16 protein-coding genes are annotated in these 18,204 nt (G+C 53.8%); 9 read left to right on the forward strand and 7 right to left on the reverse strand.

The window, feature by feature from the left end:
- The first annotated feature begins 165 nt into the window (after positions 1–165).
- From CPA50_RS02970 to CPA50_RS03005, 8 genes are all read left to right on the forward strand, one after another.
- Complete coding sequence (locus tag CPA50_RS02970) at positions 166–1,599, forward strand: DUF5666 domain-containing protein (RefSeq protein WP_096780975.1); 1,434 nt, start codon at positions 166–168, stop codon at positions 1,597–1,599.
- 81 nt (positions 1,600–1,680) lie between these two features.
- The gene (locus CPA50_RS02975; protein WP_096780976.1) at positions 1,681–2,526 is read left to right on the forward strand and encodes a DUF6502 family protein; all 846 of its coding nucleotides are present in this window, start codon (positions 1,681–1,683) and stop codon (positions 2,524–2,526) included.
- A gap of 5 nt (positions 2,527–2,531) precedes the next feature.
- On the forward strand, positions 2,532–2,933 hold the full coding sequence (locus CPA50_RS02980) for a hypothetical protein (protein WP_143750719.1): 402 nt from the start codon (positions 2,532–2,534) through the stop codon (positions 2,931–2,933).
- Between the two features lie 40 nt (positions 2,934–2,973).
- Positions 2,974–4,455 (forward strand): DUF5666 domain-containing protein, encoded by a 1,482-nt coding sequence (locus CPA50_RS02985; protein ID WP_096780978.1) that lies wholly within the window; start codon positions 2,974–2,976, stop codon positions 4,453–4,455.
- Between the two features lie 127 nt (positions 4,456–4,582).
- Positions 4,583–6,523 carry a methyl-accepting chemotaxis protein gene (locus tag CPA50_RS02990; protein ID WP_096780979.1) on the forward strand — a complete coding sequence of 647 codons (1,941 nt, stop codon included), beginning with the start codon at positions 4,583–4,585 and terminating at the stop codon, positions 6,521–6,523.
- Between the two features lie 156 nt (positions 6,524–6,679).
- Positions 6,680–7,414 (forward strand): DsbA family protein, encoded by a 735-nt coding sequence (locus CPA50_RS02995; RefSeq protein WP_096780980.1) that lies wholly within the window; start codon positions 6,680–6,682, stop codon positions 7,412–7,414.
- A 109-nt stretch (positions 7,415–7,523) separates the two neighbouring features.
- A complete protein-coding gene (locus CPA50_RS03000; protein WP_096780981.1) occupies positions 7,524–8,540 on the forward strand; it encodes a rhodanese-related sulfurtransferase in 1,017 nt (338 codons plus the stop codon).
- A gap of 40 nt (positions 8,541–8,580) precedes the next feature.
- Positions 8,581–9,312, forward strand: coding sequence for a YdiY family protein (locus tag CPA50_RS03005; protein WP_096780982.1), 732 nt, complete (start codon positions 8,581–8,583; stop codon positions 9,310–9,312).
- A 9-nt stretch (positions 9,313–9,321) separates the two neighbouring features.
- Here the strand turns inward: CPA50_RS03005 and CPA50_RS03010 are convergent, their stop codons facing one another.
- From CPA50_RS03010 to CPA50_RS03020, 3 genes are read right to left on the reverse strand one after another with little or no spacing between them, the layout of a single operon-like run.
- The gene (locus tag CPA50_RS03010; RefSeq protein WP_096780983.1) at positions 9,322–10,269 is read right to left on the reverse strand and encodes a YbgA family protein; all 948 of its coding nucleotides are present in this window, start codon (positions 10,267–10,269) and stop codon (positions 9,322–9,324) included.
- A 14-nt stretch (positions 10,270–10,283) separates the two neighbouring features.
- On the reverse strand, positions 10,284–12,515 hold the full coding sequence (locus CPA50_RS03015) for a glycosyltransferase (RefSeq protein ID WP_096780984.1): 2,232 nt from the start codon (positions 12,513–12,515) through the stop codon (positions 10,284–10,286).
- A complete protein-coding gene (locus CPA50_RS03020) occupies positions 12,512–13,570 on the reverse strand; it encodes a lysylphosphatidylglycerol synthase transmembrane domain-containing protein (RefSeq protein ID WP_096780985.1) in 1,059 nt (352 codons plus the stop codon). Before CPA50_RS03020 ends, CPA50_RS03015 begins: the two co-directional genes overlap by 4 nt.
- Positions 13,571–13,738: 168 nt before the next feature.
- Between CPA50_RS03020 and gloA the strand changes: the two genes are divergently transcribed.
- Positions 13,739–14,287, forward strand: a complete 549-nt coding sequence (gene gloA / locus CPA50_RS03025; RefSeq protein ID WP_096780986.1) for a lactoylglutathione lyase — start codon at positions 13,739–13,741, stop codon at positions 14,285–14,287.
- Here the strand turns inward: gloA and CPA50_RS03030 are convergent, their stop codons facing one another.
- From CPA50_RS03030 to CPA50_RS03045, 4 genes are read right to left on the reverse strand one after another with little or no spacing between them, the layout of a single operon-like run.
- Entirely contained in the window at positions 14,288–15,244 is a 957-nt protein-coding gene (locus CPA50_RS03030; RefSeq protein WP_096780987.1) for a DMT family transporter, read from the reverse strand. It abuts the gene before it with no gap.
- Positions 15,241–15,894 carry a LutC/YkgG family protein gene (locus CPA50_RS03035; protein WP_096780988.1) on the reverse strand — a complete coding sequence of 218 codons (654 nt, stop codon included), beginning with the start codon at positions 15,892–15,894 and terminating at the stop codon, positions 15,241–15,243. Before CPA50_RS03035 ends, CPA50_RS03030 begins: the two co-directional genes overlap by 4 nt.
- Positions 15,891–17,318: a LutB/LldF family L-lactate oxidation iron-sulfur protein gene (locus CPA50_RS03040; protein ID WP_096780989.1), complete on the reverse strand. Its 1,428-nt coding sequence runs from the start codon at positions 17,316–17,318 to the stop codon at positions 15,891–15,893. The genes CPA50_RS03035 and CPA50_RS03040 overlap by 4 nt, the downstream gene beginning before the upstream one ends.
- Positions 17,315–18,094: a (Fe-S)-binding protein gene (locus CPA50_RS03045; RefSeq protein WP_096780990.1), complete on the reverse strand. Its 780-nt coding sequence runs from the start codon at positions 18,092–18,094 to the stop codon at positions 17,315–17,317. Before CPA50_RS03045 ends, CPA50_RS03040 begins: the two co-directional genes overlap by 4 nt.
- Positions 18,095–18,204 lie beyond the last annotated feature (110 nt).

Consider the following 18,204-nt stretch of genomic DNA (forward strand, 5'->3'; position numbering starts at 1 on the left):
GCTTTCAAATCCATAAAGTTCACAAAAAGTTCATGAACAACGACTGGACATGTTTAATATTTGGGATTATTTTCCCATTTATAAGTTTTGGGAAAATAATCCCAAAAAGTAAGGTGGTCGAAATCGGCTGTCTATTGGGTGCATGAGCGAACCTGGAGAAAAACGATGAAGCGAAATCCCTTATCAGTGGCAATGAAGATGGTCATAACCGGTGCAATGCTTGGCTCCCTTGTGGCCTGCGGTGGTGGTGGTTCGGATGGCTCTCCCGCTACAGCCGGAACGTCCTCCGGCACAAGTGTAGGTGCGGTAACCGGATTTGGCAGTGTTTATGTGAATGGAACCCGGTTTGAAACCAACGGCAGCGTAGACAGTGATGATGGCGTTGGCCGGGAGGATCAGCTTGAAAAAGGCATGATTCTTCACGTCAGGGGCGACTGGGACGGTAGTGGCCAGGGCCGTGCTGATCAGGTCGGTTATGATGATACCCTTCGGGGGCCAGTCTCCGGCATGAGCTGGGACGATGTGGCCCGAACAGGAACCCTCACTATGCTGGGGCAGAGCATCACACTGGATAGCAGAACAGTGTTCCGGGGTGCCACTGCAGACGCAATTAACGGCAACCCCCAAGGCTATCGGGTGCGTGTCAGTGCCTGGCGGCTGGATGATGGCAGCTTCCGGGCAAGCTTTGTAGGTGCCCGTGCCATTGGCCTGAGTTTTGATGACAACAACGAAGTCGAGATCGAAGGGGTTGTCGCTAACCTCGATAGCAGCGCACAAACTTTCACAATCAATGGATACTCCGTTGATTACACCAGTGCAGTGGCAGACGATGATTTCTCTCTCGACAGACTGGCTAATGGAATCGTTGTCGAGGTTGAGGGCTATCTCAATGGCAATACCATCATGGCAGAAGAGGTCGATGATGAAGACGTCTGGTTCGATGACACTGATGACGTTGAGATTTCCGGGATGATCTACAATTTCGATGCTGCCAGTCGCCAGTTTTCCATTAATGGTGTGACAGTTCAGGTTAACGGTGGCACCGGGTTTGATGATCTTCGTGAAAGCGGTCTGGCCGATGGCCTGTTCGTAGAAGCAGAAGGCGACTTCCAAAATGGCATTCTTTTAGCTGAAGAAATCGAGGGACAGGCGTCTGATGCTGAGTTGGGTGGCCGGATTGAATCCATAGACCTGACAAGTGAATCCCTGATCGTTAGCGGTGTTCGTGTTCAGCTCACCGCAAATACCCTTATCGTTGATGATGACGACAGTCGCCGCAGCCGGGCGCAGGACATTCAGAGCCTTCAGGTAGGTGATTACCTGGAGATAGAGGGGCGTCAGCGCAGCACGGAAAACGGGTTCCTTGAAGCCTTGAGCATTGAGCGAGAAGACGACGATGACGATGATAGCTACGAACTTGAAGCTCGTGTGAGTGGGGTCAGTTCGGATTCTATCACCATCATGAACCTCGAAATCCTGCTGAACGGCTATGGAACCTCCGGAGCGCAGGTTGGTGATGGAGTAGAAGTTGAATATCGCCGCAATAGTGGTGGCCAGTTCGAACTGACAGAAGATGTCGATGTTGACGATGACGACTGATTAGCCATCGCCGGGCCGGGTCAGGAAACCCTGGCCCGGCCTTCTGGCTTTTAGCATCGATATGGGAATACAATCCCAAACATGAAAAAGACCAACCCCTTGCACCAAGCGCTGTTTCGCATTCTGCGCCCTTTGGCGAGGCTGCTGTTGCGGAACGGTATTCCTTTCGGGGAGTTCTCCGAGTTGGTAAAGCGTGCCTATGTGGAAGCCGCTCTGGAGGATTTCACCGACGGGCGGCGAAAGCCCACGGATTCCCGTGCCGCCGTGATGACCGGGCTTACTCGAAAGGAGGTGAAGAAGCAGCGGGAAGCTCTGGTCGGGGAACCCACCGGAGCGCACGACAGGCTCCACGCCAACCGCGCGTCCCGTGTGGTTTCCGGATGGGTCCATGATGTCGACTTTCTGGGCTCAGATGGTGAACCGGCCATGCTGGCGTTCGACGGTCCCCTGAGTTTCAGCGAGCTGGTCAAACAGTACAGTGGTGATATGCCTCCCCGCGCCGTGCTGGATGAGCTACTCCGGGTGGGTGTGGTTTCGGTAGATGGAGAGTCAGGAAGGCTGATACTGCGGCAAAGGGCTTATGTCCCTGCTGGGGACAGCGAGGAGATGCTCCGGATTTTTGGGGAAGACGTATCCGATCTCATAGCGACAATTGATCACAATCTGGTCAGAAATGAACTCGGTCGGCCAGCGCTGTTTCAGAGGACTCTGACTTACAACAACATTCCTCCGGAAACGATGGACCGCTGGCGCCAGTATGCAGCTGAGCAGTCTCAGGCAATGCTGGAACAACTGGACAAATGGCTTGGGCCCCATGATCGGGATATATCGGGACAAGAGCCGGGTTGTGACTCAGAGGATTCGGTTCGAACCGGCGTGAGTGTCTTCTTTTTTGAAGATGTGGGTAAAAGCCCTGAAGGAGAATGATCATTATGAGTCCCTTGAGGCAGTCGAACACTGTTTGTCGCTGGGAGCCAACAGAGTTGGCAAGTACCATTCTTTCTGCGGCTGCCCGGCAAGTGATTCGTGCCTGGATCAGTTCTAGAGAATTTCTCGACGATCATCATGATCCCGTCATGTTGATGATGGACACTCAGGCGGCGAATTCGTTTGCCCAACTTGTTCGGTCTGCCAGTCCCGAATTGGCGCCGCTGGCGGTTCTGAACGAATTGCTTAGCAAAGGTGTGGTCGAGCCTCTTGATAACAGCTACCTGTTGCTGAGACGCAGTGTTTACAAACCATCGCAGCCCCGACGTCAGAGTGATCACCGGATCAACCGAATACTCGGAGCTGACGAAGCTATTCCTCGTCGGCGCTTCAACGACATTTATTGAAGAATACCGGCCCCCAATGCCGGACAGGGAGACAGACTCAATGAAACGGCAATTCCGCAATCGCGTGCTCGGACTGGCAGCCGGTACGGTGGCCTTCGGTGTGATTTCTGCGTGTGGAGGTGCCGGTGGTGGCGGCCTGGATATAGCAGACGGCGGAATTCGTGGCACAGGCTCGAGCGTTGGGCCGGTTTCGGGGTTTGGTAGTGTATTTGTTAATGGTGTGAAGTTCAGCACTGATCGCAGCGTTCGCGGCGACGATGGTATCGATCAGGAAGGCCAGCTTGTAGTGGGTATGATCCTGAGGGTTGAAGGGGAGTGGAGAGCCTCGGGACTTGGTGATGCTGAAAGTGTCGAATATGACGATACCCTGCGGGGAATTATGCAGGTTGTGAGCCCCTGGGACCCTATAAGCAAAACCGCGACGATCAGAATCCTGGAACAGACCGTCAGAATTGATTCCCAGACTGTGGTCAAGGGCGCGCAGGTAACTGATCTTTCGGGCGGTGATTTTGTCCGCATGTCTGGATGGAGACTCCCCAATGGAGAGTTTCGTGCCAGCTACCTGGGACTCCGGACACTGGACAACAGCGATGATTTTGATGCTCTGAACGAGGTTGAACTGGAAGGTGTTGTTTCTGACTTCACTGGAACCGGCTTCCGCATAGGATCCCAGGTGGTGAATTATTCTGGTGCGATGCTTGACGGGCTGGCCCCGGCATCGCTTCGGGATGGCGTTGCTGTGGAAGTTGAGGGCTATCTCTCCGGCGGCACTCTCATGGCTCAGGAACTCAGGCCAGACGATGCTCGCCGCTACCGCCCTGCCACGGACAATGACACTGAATTCGTAGGGCCCGTTTCAGCTGCCTACAACCAGGCAACGGGTACATTGACGGTCAATGGTGTGCCCGTTCAGGTTACCAGTGACACAGTGTTTGATGGTCTGACAGGGCCCGGCGACCTTGTTCAGGGAGTGCTGGTGCAAGTTGATGGTCGTTTCGAGAGCGATGGGTCGGTTACTGCTGAAGAAATTGAGTCGCGTGAAGCTGACTCGGAAGTGCAGGGTGGCCCCGCGCAGGAAATAGATTCAAACCTGAGTCAGTTCAAAATCGGAGGCGTTCTTGTACAGGTTACGCCACTGACCATCATTACCGATGATGATGATACCCGACTGTCTTTTGGGGCTCTTGAAGCGAATAGTGAGCTTGAGATTGATGGTATTGAACGGGTGAGCGATAACGGTCAGGTTTTCCTGGAGGCCCTGAAAATCGAGCGGGATGATGATTCACCCGATGATAGTTTCGAATTGGCCGGTCGAGTCTCCGAAATGGTGGGTGATCGCATCCAGGTGCTGGGGGTCGAGTTATCTATTACTACTGACACCGAGTTTGATGCAATTTCACGGGGTGAGCTTCAGGGGCTTGTTGATGAGGGTAAACGGCCGAAAGTCGAAGTTGAATATGGAGTTTCAGGCTCGCGCTACGTCATCGATGAAATCGAGCAAGAAGAAGACAATGACGACTGACTACAAAACCTGTACACAAATACGCCCCTTGTCGGTTCGGGTTTTGCTATACATATGGACACGCTTCGCAGGGACGCTGTAGCCGGGACTGCAGGAAGCATGGCGCATAACCATTAGCGGAGTCCGTATGTCTTTTTGTTTCGTCCGGCGGCTGATCTCAAGCCGCCTCCTTCGGCCAGTGTTCATCGTGCTGGTGGTGACAGGTCTGGTTCAGGTGGGGGTCAGTCAGTGGTTGATTTCCAGCCAGGTTGAGCGACTGGTAGAAACCGCAGGCTCAGCTCTTGAAGCCAATAGTGACCAGATCAGTGACTCCTTCGTCGATACCCGGGAGGATGTTCGCTCCCGCCTTGAAACCATGCGGCAGAAGACCACGAATGAATTATCCACCGAACTGACCCGCCAGCAGACTGCTCAACAGGAACGGGTCGCTGGCAACGTTAAAACCGCGGTTATGGCAGAAGCCCAGGGGCTAGCGGATGTGCTTGCGGCTGTGGCCGCTCCATTGATCTGGGACCGTGATGTGCCTCGTCTTACCGACCTTGTGGAACTGGCAGATGCACGGGAATCGGTTCTGTTCGCTGTCTATTACGACCAGTACGGTGAGCGCCTCACCCGCTATGTGGATCGCTCTGATGACCGGGTGCGCAATCTGATGGAGCAGGGGGAAGGCCGTGGTGCGGTGAATCGTGTTCTGGATGCAGCAAGCCGTGACCCGGATGTGGTGATCATTTCCGCGGATATTGCTCCGCAGGGATCGGCTATAGGCCAGCTGAAACTGGGGTTGTCACTTGGAGGTATTAACCGGGATCTGAACGTGCTGGAAGAGGAATTCAGCGCCACAATAACCGGCAGTATTGACGCGCTCCGGGGCACTCTGAAAGCAGAAACCGAACAGGTGAATCAGCGCCTTCAGCAGCAGCTTGCTGCCATGGACTCAGACACCCGGTCAGGAATTCAGAGCACGGTGGCAGCATTGAATAGGGAGGCTTCCAGTCTGTCGAACAGCCTCAGCCTGCTGTTGATCGGCTCGGTGGTCGTGCTGATCGTGCTGGTGGCACTGGTGCTGGGCAGCAGTCTGCTGCCCCGGGTGTTCAGGCTGAGCTCGGCAATCTGGAATATTGCCGATGGTGAGGCGGATCTGACCCGCCGGGTCTCCATGAAAGGAAACGATGAACTCACAGAGATGGCTCAGGGTGTGAATCGTTTTATCGCCCGTATTCAGGAGCTGGTCTCGGACGTTATGGAATCTGCTGAATCGGCTGCGGGCCAGGCTCAGGCCCAGGGTGACATAAGTCGTTCTGCGGTAGCTGCAGTGAATCGGCAGGAACAGGAAGTGGCCGAGGTGTCGGAAACCATGAGTACCATGTCCCGCAGTATTTCCAGCGTGGCTGATAGTATTCAGGATATTGCCGGCTCGGTTAGCAATGTCAGTTCCGAGAGTGAGGCCACGGCCGGAATTTCCCGGGACGTGCGAAACCGGCTGGAGCAGGTTGTCCTGAACGTGGAGCAGGCAGTGGAAGCTGTCAGCCAGCTGGCAAGTCAGAGTAAGGAAATCGGCTCGGTGCTGTCGGTGATTGGTGCCATAGCTGAGCAGACCAACCTGCTGGCATTGAATGCCGCGATAGAAGCAGCTCGTGCCGGTGAGTCTGGCAGGGGGTTTGCTGTGGTGGCCGATGAGGTGCGTACTCTTGCGAGCCGCACACAGACCTCTACCACAGAGATTCAGTCCATTATTGAGCGCTTGCAGCAAGGCAGCCAGCAAGCGGTCAGTGTGATCGGCGACGTGTCGGGACAGGTTGCCGAATCCTCATCGGAATTCCGTCGGGCTGATGATCATTTTGAACGTATCAATCAGCTGCTAAGCAGTCTGCAGGATCGTGCCCTTGCGATATCCTCTGTGGCTGAAGAGCAGGGGCAGCATGCCAGCGAAGTCAGTGTAAGCGTGAACGATATTGCCGCCTCATCCCGGGAAACCGTGGAAGCGATTGAGCGTTCCGATGAAGCCAGTGGTCAGATTGCCCGGACACTTGCATCCCTGAAACATAAAACGTCACAATTCAGGGCATAAGCGAATCAGGGCGCTTGGAGCAACCGGGTTAATACTGCCCTTTTTATATTGGAACTTCGGAGGGTATAAAGGGTCTCAGGCAACCTGAGCGATGGTGGAAGCCTTCGTCTGCCGAAAATTATCGCATTACATCTGTAAAATAAAAGGGATCATAGAATGGGTGAAGCAAAACGCCGCAACCAGACCGGTGCGCCGCAGCCACGGAAAAACAACTCGCGTAAGCCGGTAGTCATTGGTATCAGTGTGCTGGTTCTGGCCGCCATTGTTCTGGGTGCTTTTTTCCTTACGGCAGCTCCCAAACCAACCTCGAGTGATCTGCCGGTAGCTGCACCTGATGCGGAGGCGTTTCCTGCTCAACTGGATCAGTATGGTGTTTCTGTTGGTGCTGACGATGCCCCTGTGGTTGTGCGGGAGTTTGCGGATTTCCAGTGCCCGGCCTGCGGTACTTTTTCTGAAGCCAGTAAACGTCTGAAACAGGAGTACGTAGAGACGGGGCAAGTTCGGTTTGTGTATTTTGACCTGCCGCTGCGGCAGCACCAGAATGCATTTCCGGCCGCCGAGGCGGCGCGCTGCGCCGGTGACCAGAATGCTTATTGGGAAATGCACGAACGCCTCTTTGATTCGCAGTCTGAANGGAATGGTTCGAACGATCCTGTCAGTACCTTTGCCCGCTATGGCAATGATCTTGGCCTTGATGAGCGCCGCTTCCGCCGTTGTATGACCACAGAGCTGCATCGTGAAGCTGTCGAAGACAGCCGCCGTGTTGCCATGCAACTGAAGGTGGCCAGCACACCTACTGTGCTGGTAGACAATATTCGCCTGACGCGCCCGGGTTGGGGTCAGCTTTCTGCCGTTGTGGAGCGTGAGCTTTCCCGCCTCGGTCAGCCCTGACTTGAACATAAGCCAGAGTGGGTTAGAATCAGCGCCCTCTCTGGCTTAGGCCTTCCAGATAAATAAACCCATGCTCCGGATTTACGATCCGGCCCGCAGGAGAATTCCTATGAGCAACAACATTGTTGTCTGCGCACTTTATAAGTTCGCGGTTCTGAATGATTACAAAACCCTTCGCCAGCCGCTGCTGGATATCATGCTCTCCCAGGGTGTGCGTGGGACACTACTGCTGGCACGGGAAGGTATTAACGGCACGATTGCCGGAAGTCGCGGCGGTATCGATGCAGTACAGGCGTGGCTGGCCAGCGATGAGCGTTTTTCTGGAGTTGATTACAAGGAATCGTTTGTCGATATTCAGCCGTTCAAACGCACCAAAGTGAAGCTCAAGAAAGAAATTGTCACCATGGGCGTTGAGGGCATCGATCCGAAGCGAATCGTTGGTACTTATGTGGAGCCCACCGAGTGGAATGATCTGATTTCGGATCCCGACGTAGTTCTGGTGGACACCCGTAATCAGTACGAAGTAGAAATCGGTACCTTCACACACGCGATTAACCCGGCGACTGATACTTTCCGTGAGTTTCCTGAGTACGTGAAGCAGAACCTTGATCCGGCAAAGCATAAAAAAGTTGCCATGTTTTGTACCGGTGGTATCCGTTGCGAAAAATCAACGGCCTACCTGAAGGAGCAAGGGTTTGAGGAGGTTTATCACCTCAAGGGCGGCATTCTGAAATACCTGGAAGAAGTGCCTGAAGAGCAGAGCCTCTGGAAAGGTGAATGTTTTGTATTTGACGACAGGGTTACGGTCAATCATCGTCTGGAGCGGGGTGGTTACGATCAGTGCCACGCTTGTCGTCGCCCGATCACTGAGGATGACAAGCAACACCCTGATTATCAGCAGGGGGTCAGTTGTCACCGGTGCATTGATTCTCTGAGTGATGAACAGAAAGCGCGCTTTGCAGAGCGGGAGAATCAGATGCGCCTGGCAGCAGCGCGTGGAGAGGCCCATGTGGGCAGTGAAGCAGCCCGGATCATTGCCGAACGCAAAGCGCGCAAGAAATCAGAGCGTGAGCTCCAGGCCGAAAGAAGTCTGAAAGGTGAACGTAAAAGCGCTGCCACCCGTTAATCACTTTGAACAGATTTTAACCAGTTACCAGGGGGTTTTCATGAGGTTCAAGAAGACCATTGCCTGTATTGCCATTGCAGCTTCACCTCTGGTCTACGGCCAGGATGGGGAAGACTGGAAAGGCGAGGCGGAGTTCGGTGTACTTATCACTTCCGGCAATACTGAAGAAACCAACGTCAATGGACGGCTGGGGCTGGTTCATGAGGTGGTGGATTGGCGCAACATTGCGGAGTTCAGTTCCAATTACTCTGAAGCCGAGGATCAGACTACGGCGGAGAAGTATAAAGGCTCGGTGGAAACCAACTATAAGTTTGATGAACGCCAGTACTGGTTTCTGCGTGGCGGTTATGAAAATGACCGGTTTTCCGGATACGATTTTGAGTCCACTGTAACCACTGGTTATGGAAACCGTGTCTGGCAGCGAGGGGAGCGTTCATTTCTTGACCTGTCTGCGGGTGTTGGTTATCGCTACAACAAGCTGGACGTCGTAAATTCCGATGGTGAAGACGCCGAGAAGGAAGCAATCGCCCGTCTGGCGGTCCAGTTCGACTATGCGCTTTCTGATAATGCACTGTTTCACCAGAAGCTGAGCACGGAAATCGGACTGGATGAAAACAATGTGATCAGCCAGTCTGAGACAGCGATCAAGGCAAACATTGTAGGCAACCTTTCAATGAAAGCTGCCTATCGTGTAAAACATGTATCCGATGCACCGGCAGGCACCGATTCAACGGATACAGAGACGGCGATCACCCTGCTATACGGATTCTGAGCACAAACCCTAGACTTTATTTCTGAGCCCCAACTCGTCAGGGTAGGGGGTCAGGTACTGTTGCAGCTTCAGGTAATCCGCTGGCTCCCTGCGCTGAGCCATTCTCAGTAAAGTCATGGGCACAACCAGTGGAACTTCTTCCCGGCCGTAGGCTTCAATCTGCTCCACCAGTACCTTGCGGTCCTCGTCTCCTATAGCGTCTCGCAGGTAACCCATCAGGTGTTGCATAACATTAATGTGCGCGCCCCGGCTTACTTTCTTTGTCATCGCCTCCATAAACGCCTGAATGTAACGGCCGGCAATGGCTTCGAGTGCATCCGCTTTGAGGTCGCCCAGCATGGGGCCTAGCTGTCTGTAGATCTTCTCAGAGTGCGCGAGCAGCTGGAATTTGTGGCGGGTATGGAATCCGATAAGTGCTTTTGCCGTGAGGTTCCCGCCCGCAACGTTCTGGAGCCAGTCGTCATAGGCAAATACACGCTCAATAAAGTTCTCCCGGAGAGCGTCGTCATTCAGCCGGCCCTCTTCCTCAACTGGCATCAATGGGTATGCGCGAATCAGCGCTTCGGCAAACATGCCTTGCCCATCTCGCCGCACCACATTGCCTTCAGGGTTGTGAACTTTGATACGTTCCATACCGCAGCTGGGAGACTTGGCCATCAGAATGTAACCCCGCAGGTCAGACAGGTCGGGCAAGATCCGGTCTGTGAATTCCTGCATGGCATCGGTGTGATCTGCAGAGCCCTTTGTTTCTGTCAGACGGATACCTTCCGGGTACTCCCGCAAATGAATGGCAGGGCGGGGGACACCCAGGCCGGCTTCCAGCTCCGGGCATACAGGACGGAAGTCAAAATGCTGCGACAATACCTGCGTGCAGTATCGTGAATGTTTATGGCCGCCGTCATGGCGAACTTCTTTGCCTAAAAGGCAGGTGCTGATTCCCACTGGAATGCCGCTCACGCTTCTCTCCATTATCAAGACTTGTTCTCACGGTGCTTTTCACAGAGTGCCAGAGTAGTAGCGTAGATCTCGCGTACATCCATGGCAAACTGTTCAACGGAAAAGTCTCTGGCGAATTCCAGTGCCTGCCTGGAAAGCGTGTTGCGCAGGTCATCGTCTTCCAGCAAGCGCTTTACCTGCAGACACCACTGGTCCTGCCTTTCCGGTGTTTTGAAGCCGTTAAACCCCTGGCGTACAACGTCATCAATACCGCTGGAGCGAACGGCGACCACAGGAAGGCCCGCGGCCATGGCTTCCAGAATAACCATGCCTTGAGTTTCTGACTTTGAGGCAAACAGAAAAGCATCCCCCAGCCGGTACCAGACAGCTATTTCCTCAGGCTTTACCGCGCCTACAAGTGTGATATGGGTTTCCAGGTTGAGGTCCCGTACCCTGTTCTGAAGGCGTTCTTTCTGATGTCCTTCGCCAATCATCAGGAAGTGAAAGGGTTTGCTTGTTTCCTGCCTCAGTGCATGAACGGCATCGATCATGAAGTCGATATTTTTCTCGTTTGACAGCCTCGATACACTGATGAAAACGATTTCGTCTGTCAGGTTCAGGGCCGTACGGAGCTCTGAGATTTCATCATCTGTTACTGCCTGAAAGCGCTTGAACTCTATCCCTGTAGGCTGCACGAAGGTAGGCGTTTTTACGCCGATCATCCGGAGGTATTCCTCCGTTGAATAGGTTGGAACTATGACTCCATCGCATTTGTTTGCGAAACGTTTGATCAGGGCGTGGGAAATGAAATTGCGGAAGATCATGCCCGGCAATGGTACAAAATGGGCGTAATGCTCCAGTCTGGTGTGGTATGTGTATATGGCCGGGACTTTGAGTCGGTGCGCCACGAACAGTCCGAGCGAACCCAGCCAGAAGGGGTGGTGCAGGTGAATGATATCGGGATGGAAAGCCCGTACCCGTTTACGGATGCGGTAAAGAAAGATGTTGGCCAGCCGGAATTCCCGTTTTTCGCCCATGGCGAGCAGCGATGGCACCCGGAGTACATGTTCCTCAATTTCTGGCTGGTCCTTGTAGCGTGGCGCCACGATTAAAAGCTTGTCTCCCAGGCTTTCCAGGCCTCGCCGCAGCCGGGCGATGGAAATAGGGACGCCACCAATAAACGGCAGATAGTTATTGGTAAACATGGCGACTCTTAACGGCTGTTCCAGCCAGGGCGTTGGATCAAGGTCGTAGTCCGGGTAGTAATTCTTGCCCACAAAAATAACAGTGTAGAGTCTGATTGCTATGGCTGCGAATACGGCCACAATCAGAATAAAGTTCAGGTAACCCGTATAGAACAGGGAATAGACAAAGAACCAAAGGCTTTCCAGGCGTTTGAGAACCGGGTGCTGGCCAACTTCGAGTCGTTGAAGACTGTGGCTGACCTCGCCCTCCGGGCTCACGCTCACCTGCACATAGTGATAAAAGCTTGTGTCGTCGTTCAGTATGAGTCCACCGGCACCGCCGGTGGTAATGAACATTGTATTTCCCAACTGCTGTTCTGAGTACAGCGAAAGATTGGCTGAGAACACCATGTCGATGCTGTGTTTTTCGACTGCTTGCAACAGGGCGCTTCGGAATGCTGGCGGAGCCAGATAGTCTCCGGGCTGATCGAACAGAGCGTTTTGTCCGGGTTTCAGTGGAGGGTGCCCTATAAACAGAATTCTGGCTTTCGAGGAGTCCTGGCTCAGGAGGTCATCCAGCCACCGGATTTGCCATTGCCAGGGCGTTTTTCCGGTACTGTCCAGGAAGATGAGCCTGCTGCTACCCGCCTGAATACTGAAAAAATGGGGCCCGAAGTGATCGTAAAAGCGGTAGCTGCCGAAGTCTTCGTATTCGTGGGCGCCGAATGTCAGTAAGTAGGGAATGCTCAGGTGGCTGAGTGTTCCGTAAAGGGCGCGGTATTTGTCTTCACCACCGCCACTGACGGCATTCCCCGCAGAAATCAGAAAGTCCATCCCCGACCCGTTCAGCTCCGGAATAATCCGCTCTTCAAAAATGCCGACGGAGTTATTGATGTTACCTACCACCGCGAAACTGAACGGTTCTGTAGCCGATACGTTGTGATGAATCCGTTCAACTTCGCCGGTATGCACACCGGCGAAGTCTTCCATGAAAAAATTCAGATAGGCTTTGTAACTCACCAGCAATATCACGATCAGCAGGCAAAGATAGAACAGTAGCTTTAACGGGTTGCGGAAGTTCATCCTGATTTCCTGCGACTGTTGATCAGCTCTCTTTGCAGCACAACGAGTCCTATGGTCATTCCGAGATAGATGGTAATCAGACGCCAGCTTACGATAACCAGAATCAGATGGTTTCCTGAAAGGATACCGGTGAAAAAGCTGCCGAACACACCTTCGGAAATACCAGAAGCACCGGGTGTCGGAGAGAAATACATGATAAATGTTGTCACAACCAGTAGCCCGACAGATACCAGGTAATCAACCTTGTATCCAAGGCTATAAATAAGCAGGGCGGGAAAGCTGAACAGGCTGAGAAGGAATACAGCAGTGAACAGTACTGACAGAATCACAAACAATGGTCTGCCTTGCAGGTAATCGCTGAAGCTGTGCGAGAAACGCAGCATCTCCCTTCGTGCTTTGAACTGCCAGTGCTGATGGCGTATGTCGCTTATGAAGTGCCACCGGTTAAGTGTTCTGAGCAGGCAGCTGAGCGGGGTTATAAGCCAGCGGGTACGAAACAGAAGGATAATGAAGAAAGCCAGGTATAGCAGAATGAGGATGGCCAGTGCGAAGCCGATGTCGCCGGTAATGCTAATGTCATCAAACGTACTCAGAGTAAGCAGGAAGACCGGCGTAAGGGAGAAAATGAAAAGTACGGCCAGCACCGTTCGGATGGTCGTAGCCGCAGTGGCTCTGCCCACTGGCACACCATGGCGATGCAAATACCATATCTGCGCAAAGCCACCGCCGGTAGCCATAGGGGTAACGTTGGAAAAGAACAGGTTGATAAAAACCAGGCGGAATATAACGAAGAATGGCAGCCGGTGCCCCAATGCCCGGAGGGTATAGTGCAGGCGCAGGCCATCAGAAATAAAATACACCAGCAGCAGGGCAGTAACCGCCAAAAGGGTTTGTGGCGAGACCAGCCGGGTATCGAAACTGATACTGCGACCGGCGAACTGATCATACACGGTATAGAGTCCTGCTGCCGTGAGTGCGACAAAAAGCAGGCTGAACAGTACAAGACGTCGCGCAGAGGTTCGTTGCTGGTAGCTGGTGTCAGTATTGTCAGTCATGGGACGCCCGTCAGAATCAGGTGGGCAGTCTACAGGACATCGGCGGCCATAAACCAACATGCAGGACCATGCCCCGTCTTCTGCTCATACGCCGGTGCGCCCTTGAAATCGGGTAAAAATGCACGCAGATATAGAGCCTGAATTTTTAAAACCAAAAAGGGAAATCCCATGCCCAAGCATTTCGAACAAGCCCCGGGCCTGCATGACGGGCCGGTTCCGGAAACGGAAGGCTACGTATTTAACCAAACCATGCTGCGCATCAAGGATCCGGAGCGCTCCATGGATTTTTATACCCGGGTGATGGGAATGCGGCTGGTTCGCAAGCTGGATTTTCCGGAAATGAAATTCACTCTCTACTTCCTTAGCTACCTGGATGACCGACAGGCGGGCCTTGTGCCAGCGGATGACGCTCACCGGACTACCTACACGTTTGGCCGTGAAGCCATGCTGGAGCTGACCCATAACTGGGGCACAGAGAATGACAGGGATTTTGCGTACCACAGTGGCAACGAAGAGCCCCAGGGGTTTGGCCATATAGGTATCGCAGTGCCTGATGTTTACGCAGCGTGCGAGCGGTTTGAGGACCTGAAGGTTGAATTCGTCAAAAAGCCGGATGACGGTAAAATGAAAGGCCTCGCCTTTATCAAAGACCCTGACGGATACTGGATTGAGATATTGCAGCCGGATATGCTGGAAAAACAGCGTAAGAGTAGCTGATCAGATTGATTCCTGGGTGTCGTCTTTCGGGACGGCATCGGGTTTTCCTCCATAGCGCGAAGCCACAACTACCGCCACGGTGAGTATTAATGCTCCGGCAATACCAACCGGCCCCAGAATCTCCTCCAGAAATATCCAGGCTAGCAAAGCAACGAACAGTGGCTCCAGCGTTATGATAATGCTGGAAAGCGTGGCTGGGGTTGTTTTCATACCTGCAAAGAAGCTCACGTATCCGATGCAAGTGGGAACAATGCCGATAAAGGCCACCATTAGCCAATGCTGGAGCTTGAGCCTGCCAATGCCTTCAAAACCACCGCTGAGTATCACCACGGGCAGAAGAATAAGGGCCGCTGTGAAAAAGCAGATGAATGCTGTAGTAAAGACCGGTGTGTCTTTGGAGCTGTAGCGACTTGTCAGCGTAAACCCTGTATAGACAACTGCTGCGAGGAGCGCCATGAGTATCCCCGCAAGGCGCAGTGTGCCACTGGTATCCATGTCGCTGAGCACAAGCATGGCGGTGCCGATCACGGCGGTGATCAGTGCCATGATGGTCAGCAGCCCGGGCTTTTCTCCCAGTAACGGAGCTGCAAGCAGCGCTACCAGAACCGGAGGCAGGCACAGCGCAATGAGCGTGGCGATACCTGCACCAGTCAGATCCACCGCAAGCAGATAGCTACCCTGATAAATCGCCTGAAAGAATCCAAGCGCAGCCAGTGGGGCGAAGGATTTCAAATCAAGTTGCCTGAGGGGCTTGCCTGGTACTTTGACACCGGGGGTGTCGCCCAGCCGTTGTTCTCTGCGCATCAGAAGCCAGAAAAATGGCAGGGCTACAGCCAGCCTGAGAAAAGCCAGAGTGGTGGCTTGCAGCTCAGTTCCGGTAAACAGAAACTTTGCAACGATCCCCGTGGTCGCCCAGAGCAGGGCTGCCAGGGCGATTAGCAGGGCGCCTCGAATCATTCGATAACCAGTACGATCAGTTCTTTGGGGCCGTGAACACCATATGCCAGAGTCTGTTCAATGTCGGCGGTTTTGGATGGCCCGGAGATTAACAGAGCGTTTGTTGGCATGCCAGACTTCCAGTTCTGGACACGCATTGCCTCATGAAATGTTGTGTAAAGCCCGGAGGCTTCCAGCACAGCAATATGGATAGGAGGGACCAGGCTCATGAGCCGGGGTTCGTCCGGAGTTGGCCAGAGGATCAGTGACCCTGTTTCGGCAATACCTCCGCGGGTGGAGGTGATACTGGCATCAACTTCATTGAACAGGTGAGCCTGCCAGCTGGTGACTGGCTCGTCATAGATCAGCAGTTCCGGCAGATCATCCCGCCCGGAATCACGTAATGCGCGCCCGATCTGGTGTGCCGCGGGAATGAGCAGGTTACGGGCGCCACGGGATGAGAGGATTCCGGAAAGCTGTGGGATCCAGGATTCTGGCGTGCACCGGTGAACTTCCCCATGCACAGATTCTATGATTTTCTGAAACTGTTCAACGCGTTCAGTTACTGATGAAGATGGTCGCTCCAGCACTGAAAAATCACACTCGGGCTGGTGTAGTTTGCCGCCGCTGCGCTCGCTCAGGCGCTGTAAAATGATGTCCCGGGAATTCATTGGCTGCGCTCCTTCATGCGTTCATGGAGTGTCCTGGCAGCAAGTTTTGGTGCCGTCCGGTAGCGCGTCCAGCCGCCAAGATTTCCTGGTTGTAGCCTGCGCAGACGTGATGCCACTTTGGTTCCGAGCCGATAAACGCCCGGACGGGCATGCATCCAGCTCCAGCCCTTCCAGACCATGGCTTCCAGAGTGCCACGTTTTGCGCCGTGGCCACGCACTTTAGCGGGGTTCAGCTTGTCGCCATCTACAGATTCCTGACGCAGGCGAACCAGTAAATCCGGTATCGGAATTTTAACCGGGCACACTTCGCCACAAGCACCGCACAGACTTGAGGCGGTGGGCAAGTGCCGGCCTTCATCCAGACCTATAAGATGGGGCATCAGGATTTTGCCGATAGGGCCTGGGTAGGTGGTGCCATAGGTGTGCCCACCCACGCGGGTATATACAGGGCAATGGTTCATGCAGGCGCCACAGCGAATGCAGCGCAGGGTGTCCAGTAGTTCGTCATCCTGATAGATCGATGATCGGCCGTTGTCTACCAGCACCAGGTGCACTTCTTCCGGGCCATCGAGCTCTTCCGGTTTGCGCGGGCCGGAGATCATGTTGAAGTAGGTGGTGATGTGCTGCCCTGTTGCAGAGCGGGTCAGTAGCGCAAGAAGTGGAGCTACGTCTTCGAGCTTGCCCACTACTTTCTCTATTCCGGTAACCGCAATATGACATTGGGGGACTGTGGTCGTCATGCGCCCGTTGCCTTCGTTCTCTACCAGGCAAAGTGTACCGGTTTCGGCGACCGCAAAATTTACACCTGACACACCCACATCCGCATTCATGAACTTTTCGCGCAACTGATGGCGGGCGCTGGCGGTCAGGTATTCCACATCACTGGAGAGATCGGTGCCGGTTTTCTCATGCATCAGTTCGGAAATTTCACCGGTATTTTTGTGAATCGCTGGCATGATGATGTGGGACGGCGTTTCACCGGCAAGCTGCACTATGTATTCGCCCAGGTCCGACTCCAGAGCTTCAATGTCATGGTCATCAAGGTAATGGTTCAGCTCCATTTCCTCGGTGACCATGGATTTGCCTTTGATCACTGTTTTGGCATTCCGGGCAACACAGATGTCCCGGATAATCCGGCAGGCTTCATCGCCATCAATCGCCCAGTGTACCTTGACGCCGTTTTCGGAGAGTTTTTTCTCAAGCTGTTCGAGCAAGTCGGGCAGATTCGCCAATGCCCGCAGGCGGATATTCGCGCCCAGATCCCTAAGCGCTTCCAGATCCCAGCCCTCGAAGGCATCCTTGCGCTTGGTTATCAGCCCATCCATGGCTTTACGGAAGTTCTTCCGTATTTTGGGGTCCGCAATGGCTGCGCGCGCTCTGGGATGAAATTCCCTGACGTCTGTATGGTGAGGAGTCTGAGTCATGAGTTGTCCTCCTTACCTGGATTTGTGCGTTCCCAGAGGAAACTCAGGATATGCTGGCCCGAGAGAGGTTTCTGGTTTTTCCCGGCAAACCCTGCAATGTTCATCAGGCAGCCACAGTCTGTTGTCACGAATGTCCCGGCGCCAGTATCGGTCAGGGTATCCACCTTCTCGCTGACCATTGCTCCGGAAATTTCAGGGTGGCGTACGGCGAAGGTGCCTCCGAAACCGCAGCATTCTTCCGCCCGAACCTGTTCAATCAGATTAACGTTGTTTAACTGCCCGATCAGCCGGGGGCCTACCTCCGCAATACCCATCTCACGGCGCGCGGAGCAGGAAGTATGCATGGCGACATTGGTGGGTTCGCCCAGATCTTCCAGCTTTATGTGGCAGACATTCAGAAGAAAATCTGTCAGTTCCCAGGTTCGGGTAGCTATTCCGGCAGCTTTTGTTTCCTGATCGGTATTCCTGAAAAGGCCGGGATAGTGTTTGCGCATCATCCCGCCGCATGAACCTGAAGGCACTACAATGGGCCAGTCTTCCGGAAACAGGTCGAGCTGGGCTCTGGCAACGGCTCTGGCTTCATCATGATAGCCGGATGTATACGCCGGTTGACCGCAACACGTCTGGTCTTCGGGGAAGATAACCCGGATACCTTCACGCTCGAGCAACTGTATGCCAGCCATGCCCGCATCCGGGTAGAACATGTCCACCAGACAGGTCGCGTAAAAATAAACATGGGAGGGTTTTGGCGGGTAAACCTTGATGGGATCAGCCATATTATGCCACTCAAGCCGGTTAGAATTGTTGTCCGGTAATCATAGGGTGGCTGGTGGAAGGTTGCCAGACGATTTTACAGGGGGATTGTGTGAAGCAGGAAAAGCGGCAG

Source organism: Marinobacter sp. ANT_B65 (assembly GCF_002407605.1).
Taxonomy (GTDB): Bacteria; Pseudomonadota; Gammaproteobacteria; order Pseudomonadales; family Oleiphilaceae; genus Marinobacter.

Coding starts and splice junctions, on each gene's coding strand:
- CPA50_RS02970 (WP_096780975.1), top strand. CDS start 166: ATGAAGCGAAATCCCTTATCAGTGGCAATGAAGATGGTCATAACCGGT.
- CPA50_RS02975 (WP_096780976.1), top strand. CDS start 1,681: ATGAAAAAGACCAACCCCTTGCACCAAGCGCTGTTTCGCATTCTGCGC.
- CPA50_RS02980 (WP_143750719.1), top strand. CDS start 2,532: ATGAGTCCCTTGAGGCAGTCGAACACTGTTTGTCGCTGGGAGCCAACA.
- CPA50_RS02985 (WP_096780978.1), top strand. CDS start 2,974: ATGAAACGGCAATTCCGCAATCGCGTGCTCGGACTGGCAGCCGGTACG.
- CPA50_RS02990 (WP_096780979.1), top strand. CDS start 4,583: ATGTCTTTTTGTTTCGTCCGGCGGCTGATCTCAAGCCGCCTCCTTCGG.
- CPA50_RS03000 (WP_096780981.1), top strand. CDS start 7,524: ATGAGCAACAACATTGTTGTCTGCGCACTTTATAAGTTCGCGGTTCTG.
- CPA50_RS03005 (WP_096780982.1), top strand. CDS start 8,581: ATGAGGTTCAAGAAGACCATTGCCTGTATTGCCATTGCAGCTTCACCT.
- CPA50_RS03015 (WP_096780984.1), bottom strand. CDS start 12,515: ATGAACTTCCGCAACCCGTTAAAGCTACTGTTCTATCTTTGCCTGCTG.
- CPA50_RS03020 (WP_096780985.1), bottom strand. CDS start 13,570: ATGACTGACAATACTGACACCAGCTACCAGCAACGAACCTCTGCGCGA.
- gloA (WP_096780986.1), top strand. CDS start 13,739: ATGCCCAAGCATTTCGAACAAGCCCCGGGCCTGCATGACGGGCCGGTT.
- CPA50_RS03030 (WP_096780987.1), bottom strand. CDS start 15,244: ATGATTCGAGGCGCCCTGCTAATCGCCCTGGCAGCCCTGCTCTGGGCG.
- CPA50_RS03035 (WP_096780988.1), bottom strand. CDS start 15,894: ATGAATTCCCGGGACATCATTTTACAGCGCCTGAGCGAGCGCAGCGGC.
- CPA50_RS03040 (WP_096780989.1), bottom strand. CDS start 17,318: ATGACTCAGACTCCTCACCATACAGACGTCAGGGAATTTCATCCCAGA.
- CPA50_RS03045 (WP_096780990.1), bottom strand. CDS start 18,094: ATGGCTGATCCCATCAAGGTTTACCCGCCAAAACCCTCCCATGTTTAT.